The following is a 24,654-nucleotide window of genomic DNA, read 5'->3' on the forward strand; positions in this document are numbered from 1 at the left end:
TCCAACGTTTTATTGCTACAATTGTACAAAAAAAATCTCTATCTCTTCTTGAATATTTCAAACTGTCATACTTTTAATTGATTTACATACAACTCTTAACTCATCTTCACTCTGACCAAGTCTAGCAATGAGTCTAATGATAGCACTTGGCACAGTTGGTTGTCTTATACCACCGACTGCATAACCATCTAAGAAGAGTTTGTTTTTCATATCTAGGACTTTGGCATTATCTCCTATAAGTATAGGAACAATAAGTCCTTCAACGGCAATTCCCAACTCTTCAAAAACTACTCTTTGACGAAGTGCTATTTCTCCCTTTAAAGAGTTTGTATTTGAGCGAATAAACTTAAGAGAGTTGTGAGCTAGTAAAGTATCATAAAGTGAGAGTGAAGTAGCATAGATAATTGGCTTAGCACGATTTATAAGGTACTCGATTATATGCTCAGATGCTAAGATATAAGCACCAAAACTTCCATAAGCCTTACCAAGAGTTCCCATCTTTATATGGTTTGGCTTTGCATCTATCTTATAAAGGTCAAACACGCCCATAAGCTTGTCTCCAACAACACCACAACTATGTGCTTCATCGACTATAAGAATGGCATCTTCTTTATCACAGATGCTAAAGACTTCTTTTTCTACCAAGTCTCCATCCATTGAGTAGATGCCCTCAACTGCGACTATCTTTCTCTTTGCATCTGAGGCTTCTAAAATTGTAGAGAGTTCTTTCATATCGTTATGTTTAAAGAACTTTACATTTATACCATTAAGACTAGATGCAAGGACTCCAGAAGCATGGTAGAGCTCATCCATAAATAGTTCATCACCCTTTCTTACAAGTGCTTCTATTAAAGCTATATTTGCACTAAATCCACTGCCCAGAACTACTGCATCTTCAAAGTTGTTTGCCTCTTTTAAAGAGTCTTCAAAATCTTTATGTATTTGATGATAACCATTTACCAATAGAGAAGCTTTTGAACTATGAAGTGGAAGTTCTGATAAGGCTTGAGTAGTTTTGTTATGAAGCTCTTTGTTGTGTGAAAGACCTAAGTAATCATTAGATGCAAAGTCTAAAATATCATTGTTAACTACTTCTCTTGTTCTATATCTAGCCGAACGCTTAAGTGCTTTTATCTCATTATCATAATACATATCTATCCAACCGCAACTATTTTTTACTCTTTTTATATATAAGTGTATTATACTATAGTAATTTTTTTCTTCTTTATCATATATTGTATAATGCAAATTTTCAATGGCTTATCAAGAGATTTAGTGTAAAATATTTATAAGGTATTAATATGCATATTATGAAAATATTTTTTATTTTATTTTTTAGTCTTACTTTCTCTCTTCATGCAAATGAAAAAGTGTCTTTACAACTTAAATGGCTTCATCAGTTCCAATTTGCTGGTTACTATGCAGCAAAAGAAAAAGGCTTTTATGAAGAGCTTGGTCTTGATGTTGAGATAAGAGAAAGAGACAGAAGTAAAAATAATATAGAGCAAGTTATAAATGGCGACTCTGAGTATGGAGTAGCTGATTCTATCTTATTTTTATACAAGGCAAAAAAAGAACCAATAACTATAGTTACACCTATCTTTCAGCATTCTCCTGCTGTTATTATGACTTTAAAAAGTAGTGGCTTAGACTCTCCATACAAACTCAACAATAAAAAACTAATGTTTTATAAAAAAGATACTGATGGATTTAGTATCTTATCAATGCTTCAACATATTGAAGTTACACCCAACCTTAAAAGAATTAAAGACACATATACCTATGAAGCTCTAATTAACAAAAAATTTGACGCTTATGCTGGATATCTTACAAATGAATATTTCTATTTTAAAGAAAGAGGCATAGATATAAATATTATACATCCAGCTAATTATGGACTGGATTTATATGGAGATATGCTTTTTACGAATAACCAAGAAGCAAAAAATCACCCAAAAAGAGTAGAAAAGTTTAAAAAAGCGACCATTAAAGGTTGGTACTATGCACTAGAGCATAAAGAAGAAATAATCAAACTTATAAAAGAAAAATATGCCGCGTCAAAGTCAATAGAGCATCTAAGATATGAAGCAAATACACTAGAAGAAGTCATACAGCATAAACTAATTCCAATAGGTACTTTAGACAAGGGAAGAATACAATACACACTTCAAATATACAAAAAACATGGTCTAATAAAAAATGAAGTAGATATTCATGATTATATTTTTAAACCATCACAAAGTAACATAACTCTCACTAAAGAAGAAAAAGAAAAGTAACATAACTCTCACTAAAGAAGAAAAAGAGTGGATAAAAAATAATCCTGAAGTTAAATTTGCTGCAATTAAATATCAAAAACCTCTACTTTTTTTAAATAAAGACAATCATGTAGTTGGAATCATACAAGACTACTTTAATCTTTTATCTAAAGAAATAGGGATAGAAATTTCAGTTGACTTAAGGGTAATAGATAAAACAGCAGGACATGAAGTTTCTAAAAAAAATGGAAATTATGGATTAGCATCTATATTTAAACACCATAAAAATGAAAAAGATTATCTTATTACAGACCCATATTTGTTTACAAACTTTATTATATTTTCAAATAGAAAAAATAAAGATAAGTATAAGTCTCTAAAGGACTTAGAAGGAAAAAAGGTAGCCATAATACGAGGGCATAGAATGATGGAGTCATACTTCTCAAAAGTTAAAAATATTGAACTAGTATATGCTTCTGATGCGATACAAGAGATGAATATGCTTCAGTATGGAGAAGTTGACGCAATTGTTGGATATATCTCCTACCATAACCTTATCCAAGACAATTTATTTACTGATATCTCTGCGGCTTTTACAGACACTAAAAGGTTTCCAATAAGTATGGGGATAAATAAAGAGCACAAGATACTTCACTCTCTCATTAACAAAGCCTTAGCTATCCTATCTCAAGATCAAAAAAATGAAATTATTTCAAAATGGATAAAAATTAGAAATATTCAAAAGAATGAAATATTAACTAGTAAAGAAATTGCTTATCTAAAAAAGAAAAAAGTTATTAAGCTTTGTATTGATCCGGATTGGATGCCATTTGAGAAAAATGAAAATGGAAAACATATTGGTATGAGTGCTGAGTATATAAAAATAATAGAAAAAGAAATAGGCACGCCAATTGAACTTTTACCCACTAAAACATGGAGCGAATCTTTAAAACTAGGATTACAAAGGAAGTGTGATGTTTTATCCTTAGTGATTCCAACAAAAGAGAGAAAAAAATATTTTCATTTTACAAAATCATATCTACATATTCCACTGGTGATTGTGACAAATATTGATGAATTTTTTATCAATGATATTAGCAAAGTAGTCAATAAAAAAATCGGTATCGCAAAAGATTATGCTTTTGCAGAGATTCTTAAAGATAAATATCCTGATATGAATATTGTTGAAGTGAAGAACATCAAAGATGGTCTTCACCAAGTAGAAAACGCTAAACTATTTGGATTTATTGGTACTCTTGCAACTACCGGTTATCATATACAAAAAAATTATATTGGGCAGTTAAAGATAGCTGGTAAGTTTGATGAGAAGTTAGAACTTGGAGTTGCAGTTAGAAATGACGAGCCAATACTAAGAAACATTTTTGATAAGGTTATAGCTAAAATACCAGCAGATAAAGAACAAGCAATATTAAATAAATGGGTATCTGTTAATTATGATAATGATGTGAACTATAAACCTGTTTTACAGTGGATTATTGGATTAGGCTTACTTTTTATAACTATACTTTTAATCATTCTTCGTGCAAATAGAAAGTTAAATGATGAGATAAATAATCGTAAAGAGACAGAGAAAAAACTACAAAAACTCTCCATTACAGATGAACTTACATCTCTGTATAACAGAAGATATTTTAATGAGATATTTCCAAAACTTATCAATAGCGCTAAACGTGAGAAATACAATATTTGTTTTGCTCTACTAGATATAGATTTCTTTAAACAATACAATGATACATATGGTCACATTAGCGGAGATCAAGCACTTCAAAGCCTCTCAGCTTGCATAAAAGCTTCTATGACAAGAGCGGATGATTATTGTTTTAGATTAGGAGGAGAAGAGTTTGCACTAATATTTAAAGGGCATTCACCTAAAGAAGCTATCAAGTTTATAGAAAAAGTAAAACAAAATATAGAAGATTTAAAAATTGAGCATAAAAAGAATAGTGCAAGTAAGTATCTAACAGTCTCATTTGGTCTTGCCATAAAAGATGCAACCTCTATAGATGATGAAAATGAACTCTATAGAGAGGCAGATATACTTCTTTATGAAGCAAAAAATAGTGGTAGAAATAAAATCTGCGTTAGTTCTTAAATAAAGGCTTTTAGAGTATCTGTATTTAGTCCCATTGCAGTACTTTCAAATCCTCTTACTTCTTTGATATAAGACTTGCAAAAGCCTTCAACCATACAAGCGCCAGCCTTTCCTCTCCACTCACCACTTTGTAGGTACAATTCTAAATCATCAAGATTAAATTCATCAAAAATATAATCTGTTTGAGAGATATCTATAATTTTTTTCTCTTTTGAGTGGTAAATCATACAAGTAACTATAGAAGTTATATTTCCGCTTTGAGTCATTAAAATATCTCTTGCTTCATCTTTAGACCTAGCTTTGCGAAGAATTTTTCCTTGTGCAGTTACAACAGTATCAGCAACAAGTATTGGGTAATCTTCAATTCCAAATTTTTTTAAATTGACTTCATATTTTCCAAGTGTTGCTTGATATACAAAGTTCTTAGGTGAAGATGCAACAATGGCATCTTCATCGAAATCTATGGCCTCTTGAATAAACTCTATACTAGCTTCACGTAGAAGCATAGCGCGAGTCTGAGAACCAGATGCGAGTCTTATCATATACTAAATGCCTTAAGTTATTTTAATTACTCTTCAAGAGTTTTCTCTGTTTATAGCTTATTATTAAAAACTTGAAGAAAAATATGATCCTATAAAAATAGCTGTGATTCCTAAAAGGATATTTAGAGGAACCATAAACTTACCAATAAGCTCTAACTGAGATTTAGCACCTGCAAAATTACCTTCGTTTAGCATCTTATCAGCTCTATTTCTTCGCTTTATCATTACGATAAGGTTTATAAACATAAGAGACCATATAGCTTCTTTTGCGTGAGATAAAGTACTGTATTTAGTATATGAGAGACCATAACCTTTTATCATTATGATAGCTGTTATAATTAGAATAATTACAAATGGAAGAACTATAGTAAATAGTCTTTTTAGTGCATGAGATATACGTTCAAGTCTTTTTGCTGGAGACTCAATTTCGATAAATGATGGATGAGCAGCATATCCCATAGATACCATGCCACCAACCCATACAACTGCTGAGATGACATGTAAGAAAACTACTAATGTCTTATACTCAACAAAAATTTCTTGCACTATGAAAGAGCTTCTGTTATAAAAGCAAGAGATGCTTCTTTAGCTTGAGGTAATTTAGTTTTATCTTTTCCACCAGCCTGTGCGAAGTCTGGACGACCACCGCCACCGCCACCAAGGATTGGAGCAATATTCTTAATCCAGTCACCAGCTTTAGCAGAAGCATTTTTAACACCAGCAGCTATTAGAACCTTGTCACCTTTTACTTGAAAAAGCATTGCACAAAGAGATTCGTTTGCATTTTTAAGTTCATCAATTTTTTCTTTGATGTCTCCAGAGATTAACTCTTCAACTACAACTGCAACACCATTAATTTCATTAGATGTTATTTCAACTTTTGAGCTTTCTTGAGCATCTTTGAGTTCAGTTTTCAACTCTGTTATATTTGACTTAAGTCTAGCAACACCCGCTAGAACATCTAAGTTTTTAACATCACTTTCAACTTGTTTGATAAGCATTCTTTGCTCACAGAAGTGTTGGTATGCAGCTTTACCACAAACAGCTTCTATTCTTCTAACACCAGCAGAAACACCACTCTCTTTAGTAATGATAAATGAACCTATATTTGCAGTGTTATCAACATGAACTCCACCACAAAACTCTACAGATGCATCTGCAAAACTAACTACTCGAACTTCATCACCGTACTTCTCACCAAATTGAGCTTTTGCACCACTATTTTTAGCATCTTGTATACCCATTACTTGAGTATTTGCACTTATGCCTTTAAGTACATCATTGTTAACTCTAGTTTCTATCTCAGCTATTTCAGCATGACTTAGAGCTTTTGGATGAGAGAAGTCAAATCTAAGTCTCTTAGCTTCAACAAGTGAACCTGCTTGAGAAATATGATCGCCTAAAACATCAGATAATACAGCGTGTAAAAGGTGAGTAGCTGAGTGATGTTTAATAATTGCATTTCTTGAAATATCAACCTTAGCATCTACGAGATCACCAATTTTTATTGTTGATGTAACAGTGATTTGTGAAAGGTTAAGGTCGAAAAACTTTTTAGTATCTTCAACTTTAGCAAAACCTTCAAGCTCTCCATTGTCACCTGTTTGACCACCACTTAAAGCATAAAAAGGAGTTATATCTAAAAGAACCCATCCTTTTGAACCAGCTTGTAAGGTTTGCACACTCTTGAAGTTATCATCAAGAAGAGCTTGTACTTCCCCTGAATGTTGAGTAAACTCATAACCAACAAAAGTGTTCTCGCCAAACTTCTCTAAAAGCTCTTTAAAATCACCATGAGTCTCAGAATCACCACTACCTTTCCAAGCAGCTTTAGCGCGAGTACGTTGCTCTAACATTAGCTCCTCAAATTTTGCAGAGTCAAGATTAAGGTTTTTACCTTTTAACATATCTTCTGTCAGGTCAAGTGGGAAACCAAAAGTATCATAAAGTTTAAATGCAACCTCACCTGAAAAAGTCTCTTTTGTGTTTAAAAGTTCTTCTTCAAATAGAGCGATTCCAGACTCAATAGTCTTGAAAAATCTTGCTTCTTCAAGTTGTATTTGTTCTGTAACAGCTTTTGCTTTTACTATTAGATAATCATATTCTCCACCCATAAGTTCTACAACAGTATTTACAAGTTTGTACATGAAAGCTTCTCTAAAACCAAGAAGGTAACCATGTCTTACAGCACGACGAAGAATACGACGAAGCACATAACCACGTCCTTCATTTGAGAAGTTAATACCCTGAGCTAAAAGGAAAAGTGCAGTTCTAATATGATCAGCAATTACACGATAAGATGCCCCAGTTGCATATGAATACTCTTTGCCAATTAGTTTTTCAACATCCCTAATGATAGGCATAAATAGAGATGAATCATAGTTACTAAGAACTCCCTCTTTTATAGCTACAACACGTTCAAGTCCCATACCTGTGTCGATTGAAGGTTTTGGAAGTGGCGTCATTGTTCCATCAGCATTTCTTTCATACTGCATAAATACAAGGTTCCAAATTTCTAAAAATCTGTCACCCTCACCACCAAGATAATCTTCTTCGCCAGAAAAATTCTCAGCACCTTGATCATAAAAGATTTCACTACATGGTCCACATGGTCCAGTATCACCCATTGACCAAAAGTTATCAGCATCACCAAGACGAAGAATTCTCTCTAGTGGAACATGTTTTTGCCACAGAAGTTCAGCTTCATCATCACTCTCATGAATAGTAATCCAAAGTTTATCTTTAGGTAGTTCTAGAACCTCTGTTAAAAACTCCCATGCGTAGTCAAGTACTTCTTCTTTAAAGTAGTCACCAAAGCTAAAGTTTCCTAACATCTCAAAAAATGTATGGTGTCTTGCTGTATGTCCAACATTTTCTAAATCGTTATGCTTTCCACCGGCTCTTAAACATGTTTGACATGAAGTAGCTCTTGGGTTAGTAGGTCTAGGAATTTCACCTGTAAAAATTGACTTAAAAGGCACCATTCCAGCATTGTTGAAAAGAAGTGAAGCATCTTCTGGCACTAGTGGCGCTGACGCAATTCTGTTATGGTTTTTTGACTCAAAAAATTTTAAGTACTCTTCTCTAATATCCATCATTATTCTCTTTTATAAAATTGCTCGATTATATCTAAAAATGGGGATAAAAAGAGTTAAAAGTAAGTGTTTTCGTCCTCTATTTTGGTGTTTTTGTAATTTTTTTTGAATATTTCAGCCGCAATTCCATTTGAGTAATGGAGAATGTCTCTTTGCTCATTTAATATTGGAGTAGTTCCAAACCCACAGCTCGGACTTTTTGACTTTAAAATTATCTTGTTCGCATCTGGATTATCTTTTATAAATGAGTTAATTTCATCTTCTAAAAGCTGTGTTACATCTTCTTTAGTAACATCGGTTATTATCCTGTTATCTGCATCAATATTTATAACACTAATTCTCTGTCTCGGTGTTCCAAAGATTGGAGCTTCAGGACAAAAAGGAATTATTTCATACTCTTTAAGGGCATCTATAATTTCTGTACTTTTTTTTGTTTTACCGTCATAACGGCATAAATTACCAAGTAAACAAGACGAAACAATCACTTTTTTTTTCATTAACAAATAATGACACTTTTTATTTCTGTCATCTCTTCTATAGCAAACTTAGGACCTTCACGCCCTACTCCGCTTAATTTCAATCCGCCATATGGCTGAATATCAAAACGAATGGTAGGTATGTCATTTATAATAATTCCACCTGCATCTAACTCTGAAATAGCGCGTTTTGTTATACTTAAATCATTTGTAAAAACAGAAAACTGAAGACCATAAGGAGAGTTGTTCATACGAGGAATTGCATCATCAAAATTATCTACTTTTACAAGGGAGACTATAGGAGCAAAAACCTCTTCACAAACTATCGCCATATCATCACGCACATCAGCCATTACACAAGGGTAAAACATTCTTCCCTCACGTTTTAACTCAAGCATAGATGTCGCACCTTCTTTAACTGCACTCTTTACCCAATTCATAGCACGAATAGCAGACTCATCATCTATAAGTGGACCTAAAAAAGTATCATCATCATAAGGAGAACCAACTACTAATTTTTTAGTTTCTTCTGCCATCTTAGATGCAAACTCATCATATATATCAGCATTGACATAGATGCGTTGAAGAGAGATGCAAACCTGACCTGAGTTTACAAAAGCACCAAATGCACAACGAGTTGCCGCAAGATCCAAATCTGCACTTGAATCTATGTATGTTGCAGCATTTCCACCAAGCTCTAGGGATACTTTTTTTATTCCTGCACTTTTAGTAATAATATTTCCAACAGGGACAGAACCAGTAAAACTTATGACTCTTGGAATGTCGCTGGTAATTAGAGCACTTCCAACCTCAGCATCACCATATACAACACTAAGAGCATCTTTTATCGCATACTCACTATCAATAAATAGTTTTGCAAATTTATAAGCAGTTAGAGGTGCTTCAGGAGTTGGTTTTAAAACTACAGCATTACCTGCAACAAGGGCAGGAGCGAGTTTATGTGCTACAAGGTTTAGTGGAAAATTAAAAGGTGTTATAGCTACAACAACACCAGCTGGCTCTCTTGTAAAAAATGCCATTGTTTTTTTTCCACTAGCCATGGCATCTGTATTGATCGTTTCACCATGCATAGTACGCATAGTCTCACATGATAAAGTAACAGTTTCTATGCATCTATCAACTTCTATGCGAGAAAAAGATATAGGTTTACCTACCTCATCAGTTATAGTTTGAGCTATATCTTCTCTATTTTCTTTTAGCTTAGAACATACATCCAAAAGCCAATCACATCTTTGAGATAGAGTGCTCTTTTTAGCTTCTTTTGCCGATAAGTGTGCAATATCTAAAGCCTTCTTTGCATCTTCTTCACTACAGATAGGAGCACGAGAAACTACATCTCCCCTGTAAGGACTTATTCTCTCACTGAAGTTTTCACCTGTTTGCTCTGTTGAGCCAAAAAATATTTTTGCATCCATGAAAATCTCCAATTTATTTTAAAATATTATATCATTTCTTTCACATTTAATCCACACAGAGTTATGTTAATTTTACATACTTAGAGGAGCTTGTTATGAAAAAGATTATTATACTAATACTAATATCACTAAGTCTAAATGCTAACACTATGAAGATGGATTATATAGGTGAGTTGTCTATATTTGGCAAAATAGCTGCTGCAAAAGTTGTATATGACAATGATGGTGAAAAGTACAGCATTAAAATCATAGGAAGCGGAGTTGGTATTGTTGGTAAACTTACTAATAACAAGCAGTATATATTGCAAAGCATTGGTTTAGTTAAAGATGGGGTGCTTATTCCACAAAAGTATATTAACTCTGAGTATGGCAATGGTTTTGAGAAAATAAAAACTTATACTATCGATTATGCTAATAATAAAACTATTGTTAATGAGTATAAAAAAGATAGAGTGGAAATATCAGAGTTTGATATTATTCATGTGAGATATAACGTTAGCTACAAGGATATTATTACAAAAAAAGAAAAAGTTTTAGATGAAATATACCAAGATGATATGATAAGTGTCTTTTTTAACAAAAAACACAATCTTCTTTCTATGAAAAAAGATGAGACAAAACAGATGAATGCTCTTGGTAGTAAAGATACTGAACAAGGCATTATAGTTAAGCATATAAGACAAGAAGACGATAAGTCTATCTTTAGCGTAAGAGTTAAAAAAGACTATCTTAGTGGTGGGTCTAAAGATGCTACATTTATTTTAGATAGTGAAAATATTTTATATGAAACTAGGATTGACGGTATTTTATTTTTTGGAAATGCAAGTGTTAGAAGAGTAAAGTAAATTAGATTGTTATATTATCTACAAGTTCCACATCTTGTGGAGTAACTATAATCGCGTCATACATAAAATCTACATCTAAAGAATTCTTTTTCATATAAACATCGCCTGTTCTAAGTAGTCTTGATAATTTTTGAGGTGTTATGTTTTGGATTGCAGACTCATAGTCAAGTCCACTTTTTACTTCGACGAAGTGAAGAACTTCGTCTTTTGTTGCGATAATGTCTATCTCACCAAAACGTGAGTAGAAGTTTCGCTCTATTATCATAAAGCCATTTTCATCAAGAAATTTACATGCTTTGTCTTCAGCTAAATTTCCTTTGGCTCTACTCATCTAAGTGTTTATTACTTCTACTTTAATTGTCTTAAATGCAGCAGTCATTATAAGTTCATCATGAGCATCTCCAAAGAGAGCGTTAATTTTACTTTTTGCATGATGGAAAGTTGAGAACAATGTTTTTGGTTGAACCTTATCTGTTATTTTTATAGTTAGTGGTGTTGTCTCACCAAACTCACTTCTTAATATAACCCGTTCACTCGTGAAATCAGCTGCATCTTCTTCACAAACAAGAAGTACATCTTCATCATAACGTTTCATTAAAGATTCACATCTTGAAGTTTGCGAAGCATTGTTATATTGAGCAAGAGTTCTACCTGTACTTAAGTGATAACCTGTAAGTTTTTTATCAAGTATCTCTTTTATCATTCCACGAAGTTTATATTGATTATATTTAAAATGACCAAGTCCATCTTCAGTACGAAAGTCTAACTGGTGAAGAATTGGTGTATCCTCAGTATGTACAGGCCACTGAAGACCACGTTTACGATGTTTCTCAAGTCTATGGTAATCAGCTCCCGAAAAGCGTCTATAAGCAACGCGTTGAACTTCACTCCATACATCTTCACTCGTTTTATAGTCGTAATCTCCACCCATTTTATTATCAAGTATCTGTAATACTTCCCAGTCATCAGGCAAGTCAGATTTAACTAGGGGCTGAGATAGATGCAGACGACGCATAGCATTTACATAAACACCTGTTTTTTCATATGCTGATTTTACACCAACAACAATATCCGCACGTTTTGCAATATCAGTCATAAAAAGCTCTTGAACAAAAATCATATCAAGCTTCTCAATTGCACGATCTATTTTATTAAGATTTGGATGAATATGAGTTAAATCTTCACCAATATTAAGTACAACTTTAACTCTATCTTCTAACATCTCATCAACAAGTTGAGGAGTCATAAGACCAATCTCTTTTGGTACTTGATAATCAGGAGCATAATATGGAAGCATTCCCATATCACATGTTCCTTGAACATTATTTTGACCACGAAGAGGCATAAGACCTGCTCCACTCTTTCCAATATTACCAGTCATTAAGCTCAAGTGAACCATTGCCATTACAGCGTAAGAACCATCAATATGTTCAGTTATTCCAAGTCCCCAAAAAATCATAGACTTTTTAAGTGCATATTCACGAGCAACTTTTCTTATCATTTTAGAAAGATACTCATAACCTTCTATCTCGTTATAGTAGTCTGGGTTAGCAAAGGGATCATTAATAATTTTCTCGGCAAATGCATCAAAATCTTTTGTACGATTTTTTAAAAAGTCTTCATCATAAAGCTCTTCTTCTATAATTACATAGGCAAGCATATTTAGAGTTAATAAGTTTGCTTCATGAGGCATAATAGCCTTGTATTTAGAAAATCTATGAAGTTTAATCTCACGTACATCAAAAACAGCCAAGTTGTCTTTTTTACGCGCAACATCAATCATACGATTAGCAATAATTGGATGTGCTTCTGTTGTGTTTGAACCAATAACTATCATAAATTCAGTGTTATAAATATCATTGTAAGTATTAGTAGCAGCACCCTCACCAATTGTTACTCTCATACCACTTAGTGATGGGGAGTGACAAACACGAGCACAATTATCTACATGTGGAGAGTTTAGAGTATGACGAGTGAATTTTTGAAAAAGGTAAGATGATTCACAAGAAGTTCTTGCTCCACCGATAGAACAAATAGATTTACGACCATAGTTAGCTTGAGTCTCTTTTAACTTCATTGTACAAGCTGTAGTTGCATTATCAAGGTCTGTTTCATACCAAGTTTCATCTAAATCAACTAAAAAAGAAGAGATAGCTTCCTTGATTGATGGATTTTTTTCTAAGAAACTTTTTCTGATTCTAGGAATACGAAGTCTATCTGGAGCATCTACAAAACCAAAACCATACTTACCCTTGATACAGAGCTTGCCTTGAGAAACTACACCATCTGGATGAGCAAAAATCTTTACAATTTTATTCTCTTTAGTATCTACATTTGCTGCTATATCACAGCCAACTCCACAATATGTACATACACTATCTATAGTTTCTATATTTGGCATAAAAGTCCTTTATACTATTCTAATCATTACTGGAGTTGAGTTTACAAACTCTAACTCTTCAATCTCTTTTATCATATTTTGAATATCTTTTTCTAGTGCTATATGAGTAGAAATAAGTAAGTTTGCAGAGTTAGTTGAAGATGGACGTTGAAGCATAGTCTCAACTGAAATATTGTTATCTTCAAATACCTTAGTTATTTTTGCAAGTACTCCTGCACGATCAGATACATTTATACGAAGATAGTATTTTGAGTTAATATCGTCAGTAGCTTTTAAAGTAAGTTTTCCTTCCATTGGCTTATCAAATCCAAGCATTGGAGTTGATTTTCCACTTCTTGCAATATCAATTATGTTTGCAACAACAGCACTTGCAGTTGCATCTCCACCAGCTCCAGGACCATAATAAAGTGTCTCACCAACCTTATCCCCTACAACAGAGATTCCGTTCATAACACCATCTATTTTAGCAATCATCTCATCTTTTGAAATCAAACAAGCATGAACTCTAAGTTCTACTTCATTTGCATCTTTTTTAGCAATTCCTAAAAGTTTTATAGCGTAACCAAACTCTTTTGCAAAAGTAATATCATCTTGGCTAACATTCTCAATACCTTCGATTAAAATATCTTCAGGCTTGGCATCTAAGCCATAAGCGATAGATGCAAGGATAAGTAGTTTATGAGCAGCATCGTATCCACCAACATCAAAAGTTGGATCAGCTTCTGCATAACCAAGTTCTTGAGCCTCTTTTAAAATAGCATCATAAGCAACGCCCTCTTCAGTCATCTTAGTCATCATATAGTTACAAGTACCATTCATGATTCCCATGATTGATTCGATATGATTTGCAGACAAACCATCTCTAAGAGCATTAATGATTGGAATACCACCAGCTACTGAAGCCTCATACTCAAATGCGATAGTTCCAGCAATCTCTTGAAGCTCATAACGGTGATAAGCTAGTAGTGCCTTGTTAGCTGTAACAACTGCTTTTCCATTTTTAAGTGCGCGTTTAACAACTTCAAATGGCTCATCTACTCCACCCATAAGTTCTACTACAATATCAATCTCTTCATCATTTAGAATGTCATCAACATTATCGCTAAGAGAGATATCTAAACCTCTATCTTTGTTAAGATTTTTAACAACACCACTCTTAACTGATATATCAACACCAGCACGAGCAGAAATAATCTCTGCATTGTCTTTTAAAATTTGAGCTACACTTGTTCCAACAGTTCCAACACCCATTATTCCTACTTTTATCATACTATTTTTTTTCCTCTTCAAACTGTTTTAAAAAATCTTTTATACTTTTAGCCGCTTGGCGGATTCTATTGTCATTTTCAATAAGTGCTATTCGAACATAGTTCTCACCATAAGCACCAAAACCTATTCCAGGAGCCACTGCTACACCAGCTTCAGTTAATAGTCTTTTTGAAAATTCTAAACTACCAAGATGCTCTACACACTCAGGCAATTTAGCCCAAACAAACATACTTGCTTGATTTTTGCGTATTTTCCATCCAGCTCTTTCAAATGCTTCAAGTAAAACATCTTGACGATGATCATACTTATCTGTAATATCTTTAACACATTGCTGGTCGCCATTAAGTGCTATAGTAGCTGCAACTTGAATAGGAGTAAACATACCATAGTCTAACCATGACTTTATCTTTTGAAGAGCGCCAATAAGTTTTTCATTTCCTACAAAGAAACCAACTCTCCAGCCAGCCATATTATAAGATTTTGAAAGTGTAAAACTCTCAACCGCAACATCTTTTGCACCTGGAACACTCATAATTGAAGGAGTTACATAACCACCAAAAGTTATATCTCCATATGCAATATCAGAGATGATATAAAATCTTTTCTCTTTTGCCATTGCAACTAACTTAACATAGAACTCTTGAGTTACTGTTACAGTCGTCGGATTATGAGGAAAGTTAACTAGTACATATTTTGGTTTAGGAGAACTCTCTTTAAAAACACGATCTAAATCTTTAAAAAATTTATCTTCATCCAATTTATAGTCTTCATCAAATTCTATGCCAAACTTAACAACATTTCCACCTGCTAAGATAAAAGAATATTCATGAATTGGATAAGTCGGATCAGGAACTACAGCAACATCACCCGGGTTAGTAACCGCATAAGTAAGATGTGCATAACCCTCTTTTGAACCCATAGTTGCAACACACTCTGTCATAGGGTCTAAATCACAGTCATATCTTCTTTTATACCAATCAGAGATTGCCATTAAAAGTTTAGGTATACCTTTTGAAGTTGAGTAACCATGTGTTTTTGTTTTTTGGGCTGACTCTACAAGTTTTTCTCGTATATGCTCTGGAGTATCACCATCTGGGTTACCCATTGAGAAGTCAATAACATCAGCACCTGCTCTACGCTCAGCCATCTTCAAGTCATTTACTTCAGCAAAAACATACTTTGGTAATCTCTTCATTTTGTCAAACTGTATTTCATCAAACATCAAATATTCCTAGTAAAATTATTGATGTTATTTTAGCGAAAAATATTTAGAAAGAGCTAAGGAGTCTTATGTTTGATGTGTGGGGCTATCTTGAGCCTAGAGGTGATAAGGTTAAATCATCACGAATATTTTTTAAAGTATAAATATCAGAAATTTTTATATAATGAACATTGTCATTGAAGTTAAGCATTATTCTACTTCTTCTAGTGTCTTTTTTTAAGACTTTTAGTAGATGCAATGAGTTGTCATAATATGCAATGTATGGATACCAACTATTTCTTCTTGAAGATATAATATTTAGTTTTTTGATTTGTGAAACATTTATCCACTTCGCATAAAGTGATCTTTTCAACTTTACTTCAAAACCATCTTCAAGAGTTTCAACGTTTAGTTCTCCATCTCTCATATCAACTATATATGTCCAGTCAGTTGGAGTGTTTCTATGGATATCTACAATGTTACAACCACTTTTACCAAGTTCTTGTTGCAATATTAATGGGTCAGTAGCATATTCAGAAGTTAAGTTAATAGTCCAAGTGAATTCAGAGTTATTAAGGTTTGACTCTTGTGTAACATATCTGTAATAACCTATATTTCTAAGTGTATCACCCATAATTTTAACAAAAAATAGAGGAGAACCACTTGTTTTAAAATGAAGAGTAAGCTCACTTGGTTTTTTAAAAAATAAATTTAAAAGCCCATTATCCTTAAGTGTTTGAATAACCTTTACCGCATCTACTCTCTCACCTAGATAGTAATCTGTAGCGGGAGAAAACAGAATATCAATATATGCACTATTTTGTTTATAAACTTGAGGTTCTATAAGAGTTTGTATTTTTTCTTTTAAAAGGTCTACTTCTTTTACTTCATCTGCTAAACTAAGAGTTAAAGATAGGAGAATGGCAAAAAAAACTTTTACCATTTACTTCCTTTGTTCAATTCTTTAAACTCGCTAAAAGTAATCCTTGATAGTTTTGAATCTTTATATAAAAGTCTAATATTTTTTTTGTCTCTAAATTCTGTAATTTCTCCGTCTATCTCAACTTTTAAATAACCATGTCCAAGTGTTAATATCCAGTTTTTATTAGGATCAATATCTAATTCACCTTTAAAAAGTTTTTGATATTTTTTATAATTACTAAGATCAATATAACCTACCCAAAGTTCTGACCTTGGCATTAGCTTAAAAGATTTTACAGTTTGTATTACTTCAGGTTCTACCTCAGGAATAAGTTCAGGCTCTGGTTCTGTTTTAACTTTTATAACAACAGGGATAGTAGTATTATTATCTTCTATAGTAGTCTTTTCATCTTCTATAATAGCATTTTGGGACATACTATCTTTAGCATTTTCAATAGCACTGTTATCAATAGTATGTGTTTTTGCTTTAGTAGATGCAGCAGAAGTAAGATCTAGAGTAAAGGATACAGCAACTGCAAATATAATTACAACTACTAATATATAAATAAGAGTATAACTTTTTTTCTTTTTAGAAGATACAAAAACTTTTGTGTCTGGCTCAAGTTTAGGGCTTTCTCCAGCATAGAACTCTTGTCCTTTAGCTTTTAAGTCACTTAAATCTGCACCGTATTCTCTTTCTAATATTGATATAAATCCTAAAAATTGTATTTTATTCATATCATCAAAAGTTTCATGAAGAACAGCTTGAACATGATGTCTTGCTATATGAGTCAACTCATGTATTTTTTGAGCACCAATACCTCTTAACTTACTAAGTCCATCACTCATATTCTCATCCTGTCCATCAAAATAGCTCCTGCCACACTAACGTTTAAAGAATCAAACCCATGTAACATTTTTATACTAACGACTTCATCTAGTTTAGAAACGACACGAGAAGTTAAACCTTCTCCTTCACTTCCTAAAACTAGAACTCTTTTTTGTTTCAACTTAACTTCTCTAATATCTGTTCCACCCATGTCTGCACCATAGATGCAAAAACCAGATGTTTTTAAATCGTTCATAACATTATGTATATTATGTTCCAGTGCAAACGGCATATCGAACAATGCTCCTGTACTGGTTCTCATAACAGGTTCAAGGTTTATATTCTTAATCCCACATGCTACGATTGCATCTACACCCATAGCGTAAGCTGTTCTAACAATTGCCCCGATATTTCCAACATCGGTTAAACCTGATAGAACTAGAACAAAATCTTTATCTAAAAATGAGTTAAAAGGGTGAAGTTCATAATCATCAACTTCGGCTAATATACCCTGATGAATAGCATTTTTACACATTTTACCTGCAGCATCTGGAGGGATGCGCTTGACTTCAAAATTCATCTTCATTAATCGAGAATACTCTTTTTTCTCAAGTTCTTTTGCAAGATACAGAGTTTTGATTTTATTAGGATAATTTTCTATTATATAGTTGATTGGTTGTTTAGCATAAATTAACATAAAGATATTCTAGCAAAAAAAAGTGATAATCTAGTTAGTTTATAATTTTTATTGCAGTTTTAGCAATCTTTGGTAACAAGATTTAGTATTTTCGCCTGTTATTTTAGAAATAAGTTTTGCTTGTACTTTTTTTGGCAAGTCAAGGTCCAAAATGTCATTTTGCGAAATTGCACTACTATTATGCTTCTCTGCTGCTTGAATAACAACAACCCATTCACCACGAAAATTGTCATTTAAATTGTTTAAAATTTCTTCTGCTGTACCACGAAAATAGTTTTGATATTTTTTAGTTAATTCTTTTGCTAAAAAAATCTCTCTAGCAGGCTCTTCTTCTTTTATTTCAAGAAGTAGCTTTTCTAGTCTATGTGGAGATTCATAAAGTACTGTTGTAAAACTATTATGTAAAGCACCTTGGAGTGAAGTAGCTCTGTCTTTACCTTTATGTGGTAAAAATCCCCAAAATAGCAGCTGTGTCTCAACAAATCCACTAGCAACAAAAGCCGTTAAAAGAGCATTTGCTCCAGGAAGAACATCATACTCAATATTATTTTGTAAAGCGTAATTTATTAAAAGTTGTCCAGGATCACTAATTCCTGGCATTCCAGCATCTGAAGCATAAACAATATTTTGATCAAAAAAAGATGGTTCTAGTTTTTCAACAAAAGATTTTTCATTATGGGAGTGAAGTGATATAAATTTCTGTTCTTCTTTAAAAACAGTATTGTATCTCTCTTTTAAAATATGTATGAGTTTTTTTGTAACGCGAGTGTCTTCGCAAAGTAGTGTATCAGCGTTGCTTAGAGCTTCAATAGCTCTAAGCGATATATCGCCTATGTTTCCAATTGGAGTTGGAACAAATGTAAGCAAGAAAAATTCTTGACTATTTCTTAGCGTAACGTGCGTTAAACTTCTCGATACGACCTGCAGTATCTACCATTCTTTCAGAACCTGTGAAGAATGGGTGACACTCATTACAGATGTCAATACGGATTGATTCTTGTTCGCTTTTTGTTTCAAAGCTGTTACCACATGCACATGTTACAGCACAAGTTACTAAGTTAGGGTGAAGATCTTTTTTCATTTTTTGCCTTTTGATACGCGATTTGAATACGCATATCTATATATTTTTTTAATCCGTATGGGTGCGGATTTTTGGAACTCGAATTATATCGAATTATATCTTAAGATACAAACTACCACTTACCATACTTACAATAGTATCTTGCTTGCAACTGCCATAACTGCACTTTCAGAGCGAAGAACCATAGGAGTATCTAGTCTAAAACTTTCTTGGCTTTGTAAAAGCTCTCTTTCTTCTTTTGAAAAACCACCTTCACAACCAATAAGAACACGCTCAAAGTTTGCATCTGATTCTAAAATATTATCACAAAAGTCAAAAACTTTTACATCTTCAAATTTTGTTATAAACTCTTTTATGCCCTGATATGTATCAAACTCCATATATGAACTTCGACCGCACTGTTGCATGGAAGCTTCTAAAATTCTTTCAAATCTTTTAAAATCCAATTTAATGTTTTTTTGACTTCTATCACTGTAAATAAAAGATATTTTTTCAACTCCTATCTCATTTAATGATGGTAAAACTTTTTCTATTGATTTAATATCTATAACACACCATGCTATATGCAAAGATTTTTTACTACATCTTATTTCTTCTTTTGATGAGAGCAGTTCAAGTTCTAAAGATCTTGATTCTATATTTACAATTTTATACCTATGCAATATTTTAATATCATCTCTATTTCTAAAAAAAAGTTCATCATCTAGACTGTGACGACGAACTTTTACAAGATATTTGTGAAGTTCACCTTTTAAGTTTAAAGTCTTTTTTGAAGCTTCATCGTGGAGTATATATATCAAAGCCACATCCAGATAGATATTGATAGAACCATAATAATCTCTATCATAAATATCTTATATACCTGCTTCTTGTAAAGACTCAGTGGTTCATCTTCTTCTTTTCCTAGACACTGCAATTTTTTAGATCTTGTGTTTTCTAAAATAATAAGCACAATTGCAAAAATAATCATAAGTATATTTTCTTCGCTAAACTCCAGATGTTTAGCTGCCATCATCACTACACCAGTAAATATAATTGTTCCAATTACAGTCATACCAATAGGCATAAATATTGTCATAAACCTTGAATATTTTTTAATATCACGTGCTCTAAAAAGCATCATAATATTGATAAAAATCGTTCCTAAAATTCCAATAACACTGTAGTTATGTGCTACAATACTCATATTATACATTTCATTCATAGTGGAATTCTACTATAATTTTTTAATAAGAGGCATAAATGGCAGTAACAATAAAAGAAGCATTAGAAATCATCTATAAAAATACTAAAAAAAAATCAATTAAAATTTTACCAATTGAACAAGCTTTAGGATCAATCCTAGCTCAAGATATAATTGCACAACATAACCTTCCACCATTTGATAATTCTGCAATGGATGGCTATGCTGTAAAAGCCTCAGATGCAAGCAAATGTGTAAAAGTTACTCATACTATTTTTGCTGGAGATGATTCTAAGGAAATTCTTACATCTGAAAAAGGCATTAAAATAATGACAGGAGCTAAGATTCCTGAGGGTTGTGATTGTATCGTTCCTGTTGAAGACACAACTGCATGTGAAAAAGGTGTTACTCTTCCTTCAAACCTTTCACAAGGTAGACATATTCGCCTTTGTGGTGAAGATATTAAAAAAGGCAAAACTCTTTTAAATAGTGGGGATAAATTACAAGCTCATCAAATAACACTTCTCGCTTCTCAAGGTATAAGCCACATAAAAGTTTATAAAAAACCTACCATCGCAATCTTTGCATCTGGCAGTGAACTAAAGATGCATTTTGAAAATGTTCAATCACATCAACTTTATAATACTAACACACCTACTCTATTATCACGTGCCTCAGAGTTTGGATGTGAGGTTGACTTTATAGGAACTGCTCAAGATACTTTAGAGGACTTACATGAGCATATTAAAAGTGCTCTTAATAGTGACCTCATTATTACATCAGGTGGAGTAAGTGTTGGAGATGCAGACTTTACAAAAGAAGCATTTAGTGCATTTAATATAGAGTCACTATTTGATAAGATTGAAATAAAGCCAGGGAAACCTACAACATTTGGAAGAATCAATGAAACTTTAGTTTTAAACCTTCCAGGTAATCCACTAGCTGCAGCACTAAACTTTGAACTCTTTGGGCAAAGTATTATCCTTGCTTTAAGTGGGGTAAATGAGAAATATCTTAATTCAATTGAAACAAAAATGAAAAATGACTACAAACTAAAAAAAGGTCGTATTTCTTTAGTCCCTGGATATTTTGATGGAAGTAGTTTTGAGCCATGTGAAAAGTTTGCTCCAGGAATGGTTTCGCCTCTTGCATCTTCAAACTCTTATATTATGATAAATGACAGTGTTGAATCTATAAAATCTGGAGAAGTAGTTAAAATACTTCCAGTAAGGTTTTCTTTTACATCAAAAGAAAAAGTAAGTTTAGTAAGCTGTTAAAACAGCTCTAAACACTTGAAGGGTTAATAAAACTATCACCTTGTTTTACTTTTTCCCACAGCTTTGAATCTGCCCAGTCACTTTTCACCTCATTTGAGAAGATTATAGAATCAAGTTCAATGTAACCCATATCTTTTGAGTAAGCATCATAACTAAAAGCTTGCGCATAACCTGTGTCAGTTTCATGTACAATTACACTATTTAACTTTACTTCTTTTTCTCCATTTACACTACTTGTTAATTGTAGAAGTCTATCAATCATAACAAATATAACACGTGAGAACTGTTCACATGATGGAGAAACTGGAAGCTCTACCCATCTCTGTGAATGTTTTTTCATGTTCTGAATATATTCTGTATCATCTTCACTCCAGATAGTAACTCCATGATCAAAACTCTCAACTAGTGCTTTCATATTTTGCTTCATTAGTCCAAAATCATAAACCATTTGTCCATTATCAAGGAAGTTAGATTCAAATAGAAGTTCTACCTTATATGAGTGTCCATGCAGAGAACTTCTGCACTTTACAGTTGAACAACCACGTACTACATGGGCATTTTCAAATTTAAAAAGTTTTCGTATTATCATTTATACTCCTTTATTCTGATCCCAAATTCTTATGTGAAGTCTATCAGAAAAGTTATAACCTTTAGCTTTACAAAACTCAACTAATGGCTCTGTATTGGCTTCTACTTCAGCTTTGTTTCCACCTAATGGCATACAAAAAACTTCAGTTTTAGGAGAATGAAGCGTAATATTATGTATTTCTTCATCCAACCCAAGATTGATAGAGTCAGCATCTATAGAGAATTTAAAAAAGGCCTCTTTTGCATTTGAGGCTATTGAATGGATGATGTTTCCATTAACTCTTTTTCTAAATGGTTCTTTTGAGTTTGATAGTTTAACTGACAAGGTAAATATACACTCTTTGTATATAGGGTACTTTTCAAAGTCTACTGCCATTGAGCCATTTGTCTCAAAAGTTATTTTATGTCTAGCTTCATGAAGCTTTTCAAGAAACTCCACAAATATCTCTTCTTTAGCATATAAAAGAGGCTCGCCTCCTGTAAGCACAATATCAACTGGTTTTTGTGGAAGCTCATAAATATCTAGAACATTTAACAATTCTTGAGTCTTTTGTATAGGACTCCAGTTCAATGAAAAATGCTCTTTATTTACAGCATAAACAGTATCACAACCAATAATTTTTGTTCCGTCTGGTGCAAGTTCTTCACATGCGAAACCTTCACATCTCATATTACATCCGCCAAAACGGAAGAATAGAGAAGGAACACCTGTGTAACGACCTTCACCTTGAATACTATAAAAATGTTCTACAAGGTATATCAATTATCATCCACCAGTTTCATAAAAAGCGCGAGACGAAATTTCTGCATCATCACCACCCCATCTATTTTTCTCAGGCTTTGTTCTAATAACTTCTTTAAGAACTTGGGCAGCTGCTTTAATATCCCCAGCTTTTATAGCCTTAGATATACTAAGAGCTTCATCAAAATATAGACAAGGGATAAGATTACCCTCTGCTGTAAGTCGAATACGATTACACTTTTTGCAAAAATCATCTTCATATGGTTCAATAATTCCAAATCTATAACCATCTTTCATAGTATAGTAATGAGAAGGAGAAGAACCATCAAAGCCATCATCGCTAAACTCATACTTTGCACTTAAAATTTCTAAAAGTTCTTTTGATTTAAGACCTTTTATGTCCTTAGATGCAAAAGAATTTTCCATATATTCTATAAAACGAATACTCATGTTACGCTCTTTACAATATTCCAATACCTCTGTAATCTCATTTGCATTCACAGTTTTCATTGGAACCATATTTACTTTAACTTTTAGTCCAACTTTAAGTGCTTCATCAACACCTTCTAAAACATTTTTTAATACATCTTTTTGTGCTATTTGTTTTGCAATTTCTGGTTTAAGTGTGTCTATACTTACATTAATGCGTTTTAGACCTGCATCTTTTAACTTTTGTGCGGATCCTTTTAAAAGAAAAGCATTAGTAGTCATTGCTAAGTCAACACTAGGTTCATACTTGTAAATCATCTCTATAAATTTATCTAAACCTTCGCGAAGCAGTGGCTCACCACCTGTAATTCTAATCTTATTAACACCCTCATCAATAGCTATTTTCATAAACTCAAATAGTTCTTCAAAGCTAAGTAGATTCTCTTTTGGAACCCAAGAAAATGGTTTCTCTGGCATACAATATTGGCATCTAAAATTACAACGCTCTGTTACTGAGACTCTTAAATAATCAACGACTCTATCATAACTGTCAACTAACATTTTATTTACTCAATATATTAATTTTAAGAGTCTTAAACTCTTCGTCGTTAATAATACCTTTTTGTTTTAAGTCATAAGCTTTCATAATTTCATCCGTTTTTGACATTGGAGCAACAGTTTGATTTGTAGTAGGAACAAGAGTTGTAGTTGTAGCTTTAACTTCAACTGATTCTGTATCTTTTGGATTTATAAATTCTGTTATTATATTTTCTTCTGCTTCTTCAGAAGAACCCGCAAGCCCTGTCTTTGTAATTTCTTTTGATCCTATATCATTATTCACTTGTACAAATTCAAATGAACCACCGTCTTTAGTTATCATTTTTACATAATATATTTGTCCAATTTTTAGATCCATATTAAGTACTTTTTCTTCTATCTGTTTTTTAGTAGCTGAAATAGTCATTTTCTGAGGTTTTAAGTTTAAGGCAATGTATTCATCTTCTTTTATTCTCTGTGAATATCGTTTATTATTTATTCGTATACTGTATTCAGGATTACTCGGATTATCGTCAAATGAAACTTGAGAAAGAGTATATATATACACTAAAGATGCTTTTTCGAGTGGTGTTTGAGTTTTAAAAGGTGTTCTATTTCCACAGGCTGTAATAAGAAATAAGGCAATTGAAAGTAGTAAAATATTTATAATTTTCATGTAGTTCTCTTTATTTTAATTTGTAAGATTATATCATAAAGTTTTTTGATTTAAATTA

Annotated in this window: 25 protein-coding genes; 4 read left to right on the forward strand and 21 right to left on the reverse strand. The window is 32.7% G+C overall.

The window, feature by feature from the left end; all coding sequences use genetic code 11:
• Positions 1–57 precede the first annotated feature (57 nt).
• Positions 58–1,152, reverse strand: coding sequence for an aminotransferase class I/II-fold pyridoxal phosphate-dependent enzyme (locus QZZ48_RS00705; RefSeq protein ID WP_294960678.1), 1,095 nt, complete (start codon positions 1,150–1,152; stop codon positions 58–60).
• A gap of 158 nt (positions 1,153–1,310) precedes the next feature.
• Here QZZ48_RS00705 and QZZ48_RS00710 point away from each other — a divergent pair, with 158 nt between their 5' ends.
• Together QZZ48_RS00710 and QZZ48_RS00715 are read left to right on the forward strand one after the other, a co-directional pair.
• Entirely contained in the window at positions 1,311–2,279 is a 969-nt protein-coding gene (locus QZZ48_RS00710; protein WP_294960681.1) for an ABC transporter substrate-binding protein, read from the forward strand.
• Positions 2,280–2,343: 64 nt separating this feature from the next.
• Complete coding sequence (locus QZZ48_RS00715) at positions 2,344–4,371, forward strand: transporter substrate-binding domain-containing protein (protein ID WP_294960854.1); 2,028 nt, start codon at positions 2,344–2,346, stop codon at positions 4,369–4,371.
• On the opposite strand, the gene maf is transcribed toward QZZ48_RS00715, so the two are convergent.
• The 5 genes from maf to QZZ48_RS00740 all read right to left on the reverse strand — a co-directional run bounded on the left by maf (position 4,368) and on the right by QZZ48_RS00740 (position 9,920).
• Positions 4,368–4,913: a septum formation inhibitor Maf gene (gene maf / locus QZZ48_RS00720; protein WP_294960683.1), complete on the reverse strand. Its 546-nt coding sequence runs from the start codon at positions 4,911–4,913 to the stop codon at positions 4,368–4,370. The genes QZZ48_RS00715 and maf overlap by 4 nt on opposite strands.
• A 63-nt stretch (positions 4,914–4,976) precedes the next feature.
• Complete coding sequence (locus QZZ48_RS00725; RefSeq protein ID WP_294960686.1) at positions 4,977–5,459, reverse strand: hypothetical protein; 483 nt, start codon at positions 5,457–5,459, stop codon at positions 4,977–4,979.
• Positions 5,459–8,008, reverse strand: coding sequence for an alanine--tRNA ligase (gene alaS / locus QZZ48_RS00730; RefSeq protein WP_294960856.1), 2,550 nt, complete (start codon positions 8,006–8,008; stop codon positions 5,459–5,461). Before alaS ends, QZZ48_RS00725 begins: the two co-directional genes overlap by 1 nt.
• A 56-nt stretch (positions 8,009–8,064) precedes the next feature.
• Positions 8,065–8,493 (reverse strand): DUF523 domain-containing protein, encoded by a 429-nt coding sequence (locus tag QZZ48_RS00735; RefSeq protein WP_294960689.1) that lies wholly within the window; start codon positions 8,491–8,493, stop codon positions 8,065–8,067.
• Positions 8,494–8,504: 11 nt separating this feature from the next.
• Complete coding sequence (locus tag QZZ48_RS00740) at positions 8,505–9,920, reverse strand: aldehyde dehydrogenase family protein (RefSeq protein WP_294960691.1); 1,416 nt, start codon at positions 9,918–9,920, stop codon at positions 8,505–8,507.
• 95 nt (positions 9,921–10,015) lie between these two features.
• Between QZZ48_RS00740 and QZZ48_RS00745 the strand changes: the two genes are divergently transcribed.
• Positions 10,016–10,765 (forward strand): DUF3108 domain-containing protein, encoded by a 750-nt coding sequence (locus QZZ48_RS00745; protein WP_294960694.1) that lies wholly within the window; start codon positions 10,016–10,018, stop codon positions 10,763–10,765.
• Position 10,766: 1 nt separating this feature from the next.
• Here the strand turns inward: QZZ48_RS00745 and QZZ48_RS00750 are convergent, their stop codons facing one another.
• From QZZ48_RS00750 to QZZ48_RS00800, 11 genes are all read right to left on the reverse strand, one after another.
• Positions 10,767–11,096 carry a YraN family protein gene (locus QZZ48_RS00750; protein WP_294960696.1) on the reverse strand — a complete coding sequence of 110 codons (330 nt, stop codon included), beginning with the start codon at positions 11,094–11,096 and terminating at the stop codon, positions 10,767–10,769.
• A complete protein-coding gene (locus tag QZZ48_RS00755; protein WP_294960698.1) occupies positions 11,097–13,166 on the reverse strand; it encodes a molybdopterin-dependent oxidoreductase in 2,070 nt (689 codons plus the stop codon). It lies immediately after the preceding gene.
• A 9-nt stretch (positions 13,167–13,175) separates the two neighbouring features.
• Positions 13,176–14,435, reverse strand: a complete 1,260-nt coding sequence (locus QZZ48_RS00760) for a homoserine dehydrogenase (protein WP_294960700.1) — start codon at positions 14,433–14,435, stop codon at positions 13,176–13,178.
• A gap of 1 nt (position 14,436) precedes the next feature.
• Positions 14,437–15,657 (reverse strand): LL-diaminopimelate aminotransferase, encoded by a 1,221-nt coding sequence (locus QZZ48_RS00765; protein WP_294960703.1) that lies wholly within the window; start codon positions 15,655–15,657, stop codon positions 14,437–14,439.
• Between the two features lie 85 nt (positions 15,658–15,742).
• On the reverse strand, positions 15,743–16,579 hold the full coding sequence (locus QZZ48_RS00770; protein ID WP_294960706.1) for a hypothetical protein: 837 nt from the start codon (positions 16,577–16,579) through the stop codon (positions 15,743–15,745).
• Positions 16,573–17,406 carry a hypothetical protein gene (locus QZZ48_RS00775; RefSeq protein WP_294960708.1) on the reverse strand — a complete coding sequence of 278 codons (834 nt, stop codon included), beginning with the start codon at positions 17,404–17,406 and terminating at the stop codon, positions 16,573–16,575. The genes QZZ48_RS00770 and QZZ48_RS00775 overlap by 7 nt, the downstream gene beginning before the upstream one ends.
• The gene (rlmB, locus tag QZZ48_RS00780) at positions 17,403–18,083 is read right to left on the reverse strand and encodes a 23S rRNA (guanosine(2251)-2'-O)-methyltransferase RlmB (protein ID WP_294960711.1); all 681 of its coding nucleotides are present in this window, start codon (positions 18,081–18,083) and stop codon (positions 17,403–17,405) included. Before rlmB ends, QZZ48_RS00775 begins: the two co-directional genes overlap by 4 nt.
• A gap of 48 nt (positions 18,084–18,131) precedes the next feature.
• The gene (gene rsmI, locus QZZ48_RS00785; RefSeq protein ID WP_294960714.1) at positions 18,132–18,950 is read right to left on the reverse strand and encodes a 16S rRNA (cytidine(1402)-2'-O)-methyltransferase; all 819 of its coding nucleotides are present in this window, start codon (positions 18,948–18,950) and stop codon (positions 18,132–18,134) included.
• Between the two features lie 13 nt (positions 18,951–18,963).
• Positions 18,964–19,164 (reverse strand): 50S ribosomal protein L31, encoded by a 201-nt coding sequence (gene rpmE, locus QZZ48_RS00790; protein WP_294960716.1) that lies wholly within the window; start codon positions 19,162–19,164, stop codon positions 18,964–18,966.
• A gap of 128 nt (positions 19,165–19,292) precedes the next feature.
• Entirely contained in the window at positions 19,293–19,970 is a 678-nt protein-coding gene (locus tag QZZ48_RS00795) for a 16S rRNA (uracil(1498)-N(3))-methyltransferase (RefSeq protein ID WP_294960718.1), read from the reverse strand.
• Entirely contained in the window at positions 19,961–20,368 is a 408-nt protein-coding gene (locus tag QZZ48_RS00800) for a hypothetical protein (RefSeq protein WP_294960720.1), read from the reverse strand. Before QZZ48_RS00800 ends, QZZ48_RS00795 begins: the two co-directional genes overlap by 10 nt.
• Positions 20,369–20,406: 38 nt before the next feature.
• Here QZZ48_RS00800 and glp point away from each other — a divergent pair, with 38 nt between their 5' ends.
• Complete coding sequence (glp, locus tag QZZ48_RS00805; protein ID WP_294960723.1) at positions 20,407–21,624, forward strand: gephyrin-like molybdotransferase Glp; 1,218 nt, start codon at positions 20,407–20,409, stop codon at positions 21,622–21,624.
• A 7-nt stretch (positions 21,625–21,631) separates the two neighbouring features.
• On the opposite strand, the gene QZZ48_RS00810 is transcribed toward glp, so the two are convergent.
• Genes QZZ48_RS00810 through QZZ48_RS00825 form a run of 4 tightly spaced genes read right to left on the reverse strand, consistent with a single transcriptional unit; the run spans position 21,632 to position 24,596 of the window.
• Complete coding sequence (locus tag QZZ48_RS00810) at positions 21,632–22,213, reverse strand: 6-carboxytetrahydropterin synthase (RefSeq protein WP_294960726.1); 582 nt, start codon at positions 22,211–22,213, stop codon at positions 21,632–21,634.
• Positions 22,214–22,975: a 7-carboxy-7-deazaguanine synthase QueE gene (locus QZZ48_RS00815; protein WP_294960728.1), complete on the reverse strand. Its 762-nt coding sequence runs from the start codon at positions 22,973–22,975 to the stop codon at positions 22,214–22,216. It lies immediately after the preceding gene.
• Between the two features lie 3 nt (positions 22,976–22,978).
• Positions 22,979–23,944, reverse strand: a complete 966-nt coding sequence (gene moaA / locus QZZ48_RS00820) for a GTP 3',8-cyclase MoaA (RefSeq protein WP_294960730.1) — start codon at positions 23,942–23,944, stop codon at positions 22,979–22,981.
• 1 nt (position 23,945) lies between these two features.
• Positions 23,946–24,596 carry a hypothetical protein gene (locus QZZ48_RS00825; RefSeq protein WP_294960733.1) on the reverse strand — a complete coding sequence of 217 codons (651 nt, stop codon included), beginning with the start codon at positions 24,594–24,596 and terminating at the stop codon, positions 23,946–23,948.
• Positions 24,597–24,654: the final 58 nt, after the last annotated feature.

The sequence above is a fragment of the Sulfurimonas sp. genome, assembly GCF_016744025.1.
GTDB lineage: Bacteria > Campylobacterota > Campylobacteria > Campylobacterales > Sulfurimonadaceae > Sulfurimonas.

Excerpts from the sequence above, each read along its gene's own strand:
- QZZ48_RS00810 (WP_294960726.1), bottom strand. The coding sequence starts at position 22,213 with ATGATAATACGAAAACTTTTTAAATTTGAAAATGCCCATGTAGTACGT.
- QZZ48_RS00755 (WP_294960698.1), bottom strand. The coding sequence starts at position 13,166 with ATGCCAAATATAGAAACTATAGATAGTGTATGTACATATTGTGGAGTT.
- QZZ48_RS00760 (WP_294960700.1), bottom strand. The coding sequence starts at position 14,435 with ATGATAAAAGTAGGAATAATGGGTGTTGGAACTGTTGGAACAAGTGTA.
- QZZ48_RS00740 (WP_294960691.1), bottom strand. The coding sequence starts at position 9,920 with ATGGATGCAAAAATATTTTTTGGCTCAACAGAGCAAACAGGTGAAAAC.
- QZZ48_RS00765 (WP_294960703.1), bottom strand. The coding sequence starts at position 15,657 with ATGTTTGATGAAATACAGTTTGACAAAATGAAGAGATTACCAAAGTAT.
- QZZ48_RS00775 (WP_294960708.1), bottom strand. The coding sequence starts at position 17,406 with ATGAGTGATGGACTTAGTAAGTTAAGAGGTATTGGTGCTCAAAAAATA.
- QZZ48_RS00705 (WP_294960678.1), bottom strand. The coding sequence starts at position 1,152 with ATGTATTATGATAATGAGATAAAAGCACTTAAGCGTTCGGCTAGATAT.
- QZZ48_RS00800 (WP_294960720.1), bottom strand. The coding sequence starts at position 20,368 with ATGAATGAAATGTATAATATGAGTATTGTAGCACATAACTACAGTGTT.
- QZZ48_RS00710 (WP_294960681.1), top strand. The coding sequence starts at position 1,311 with ATGAAAATATTTTTTATTTTATTTTTTAGTCTTACTTTCTCTCTTCAT.
- alaS (WP_294960856.1), bottom strand. The coding sequence starts at position 8,008 with ATGGATATTAGAGAAGAGTACTTAAAATTTTTTGAGTCAAAAAACCAT.
- glp (WP_294960723.1), top strand. The coding sequence starts at position 20,407 with ATGGCAGTAACAATAAAAGAAGCATTAGAAATCATCTATAAAAATACT.
- QZZ48_RS00770 (WP_294960706.1), bottom strand. The coding sequence starts at position 16,579 with ATGGTAAAAGTTTTTTTTGCCATTCTCCTATCTTTAACTCTTAGTTTA.
- QZZ48_RS00745 (WP_294960694.1), top strand. The coding sequence starts at position 10,016 with ATGAAAAAGATTATTATACTAATACTAATATCACTAAGTCTAAATGCT.
- rlmB (WP_294960711.1), bottom strand. The coding sequence starts at position 18,083 with ATGTTAATTTATGCTAAACAACCAATCAACTATATAATAGAAAATTAT.
- QZZ48_RS00750 (WP_294960696.1), bottom strand. The coding sequence starts at position 11,096 with ATGAGTAGAGCCAAAGGAAATTTAGCTGAAGACAAAGCATGTAAATTT.
- rpmE (WP_294960716.1), bottom strand. The coding sequence starts at position 19,164 with ATGAAAAAAGATCTTCACCCTAACTTAGTAACTTGTGCTGTAACATGT.
- moaA (WP_294960730.1), bottom strand. The coding sequence starts at position 23,944 with ATGTTAGTTGACAGTTATGATAGAGTCGTTGATTATTTAAGAGTCTCA.
- maf (WP_294960683.1), bottom strand. The coding sequence starts at position 4,913 with ATGATAAGACTCGCATCTGGTTCTCAGACTCGCGCTATGCTTCTACGT.
- QZZ48_RS00825 (WP_294960733.1), bottom strand. The coding sequence starts at position 24,596 with ATGAAAATTATAAATATTTTACTACTTTCAATTGCCTTATTTCTTATT.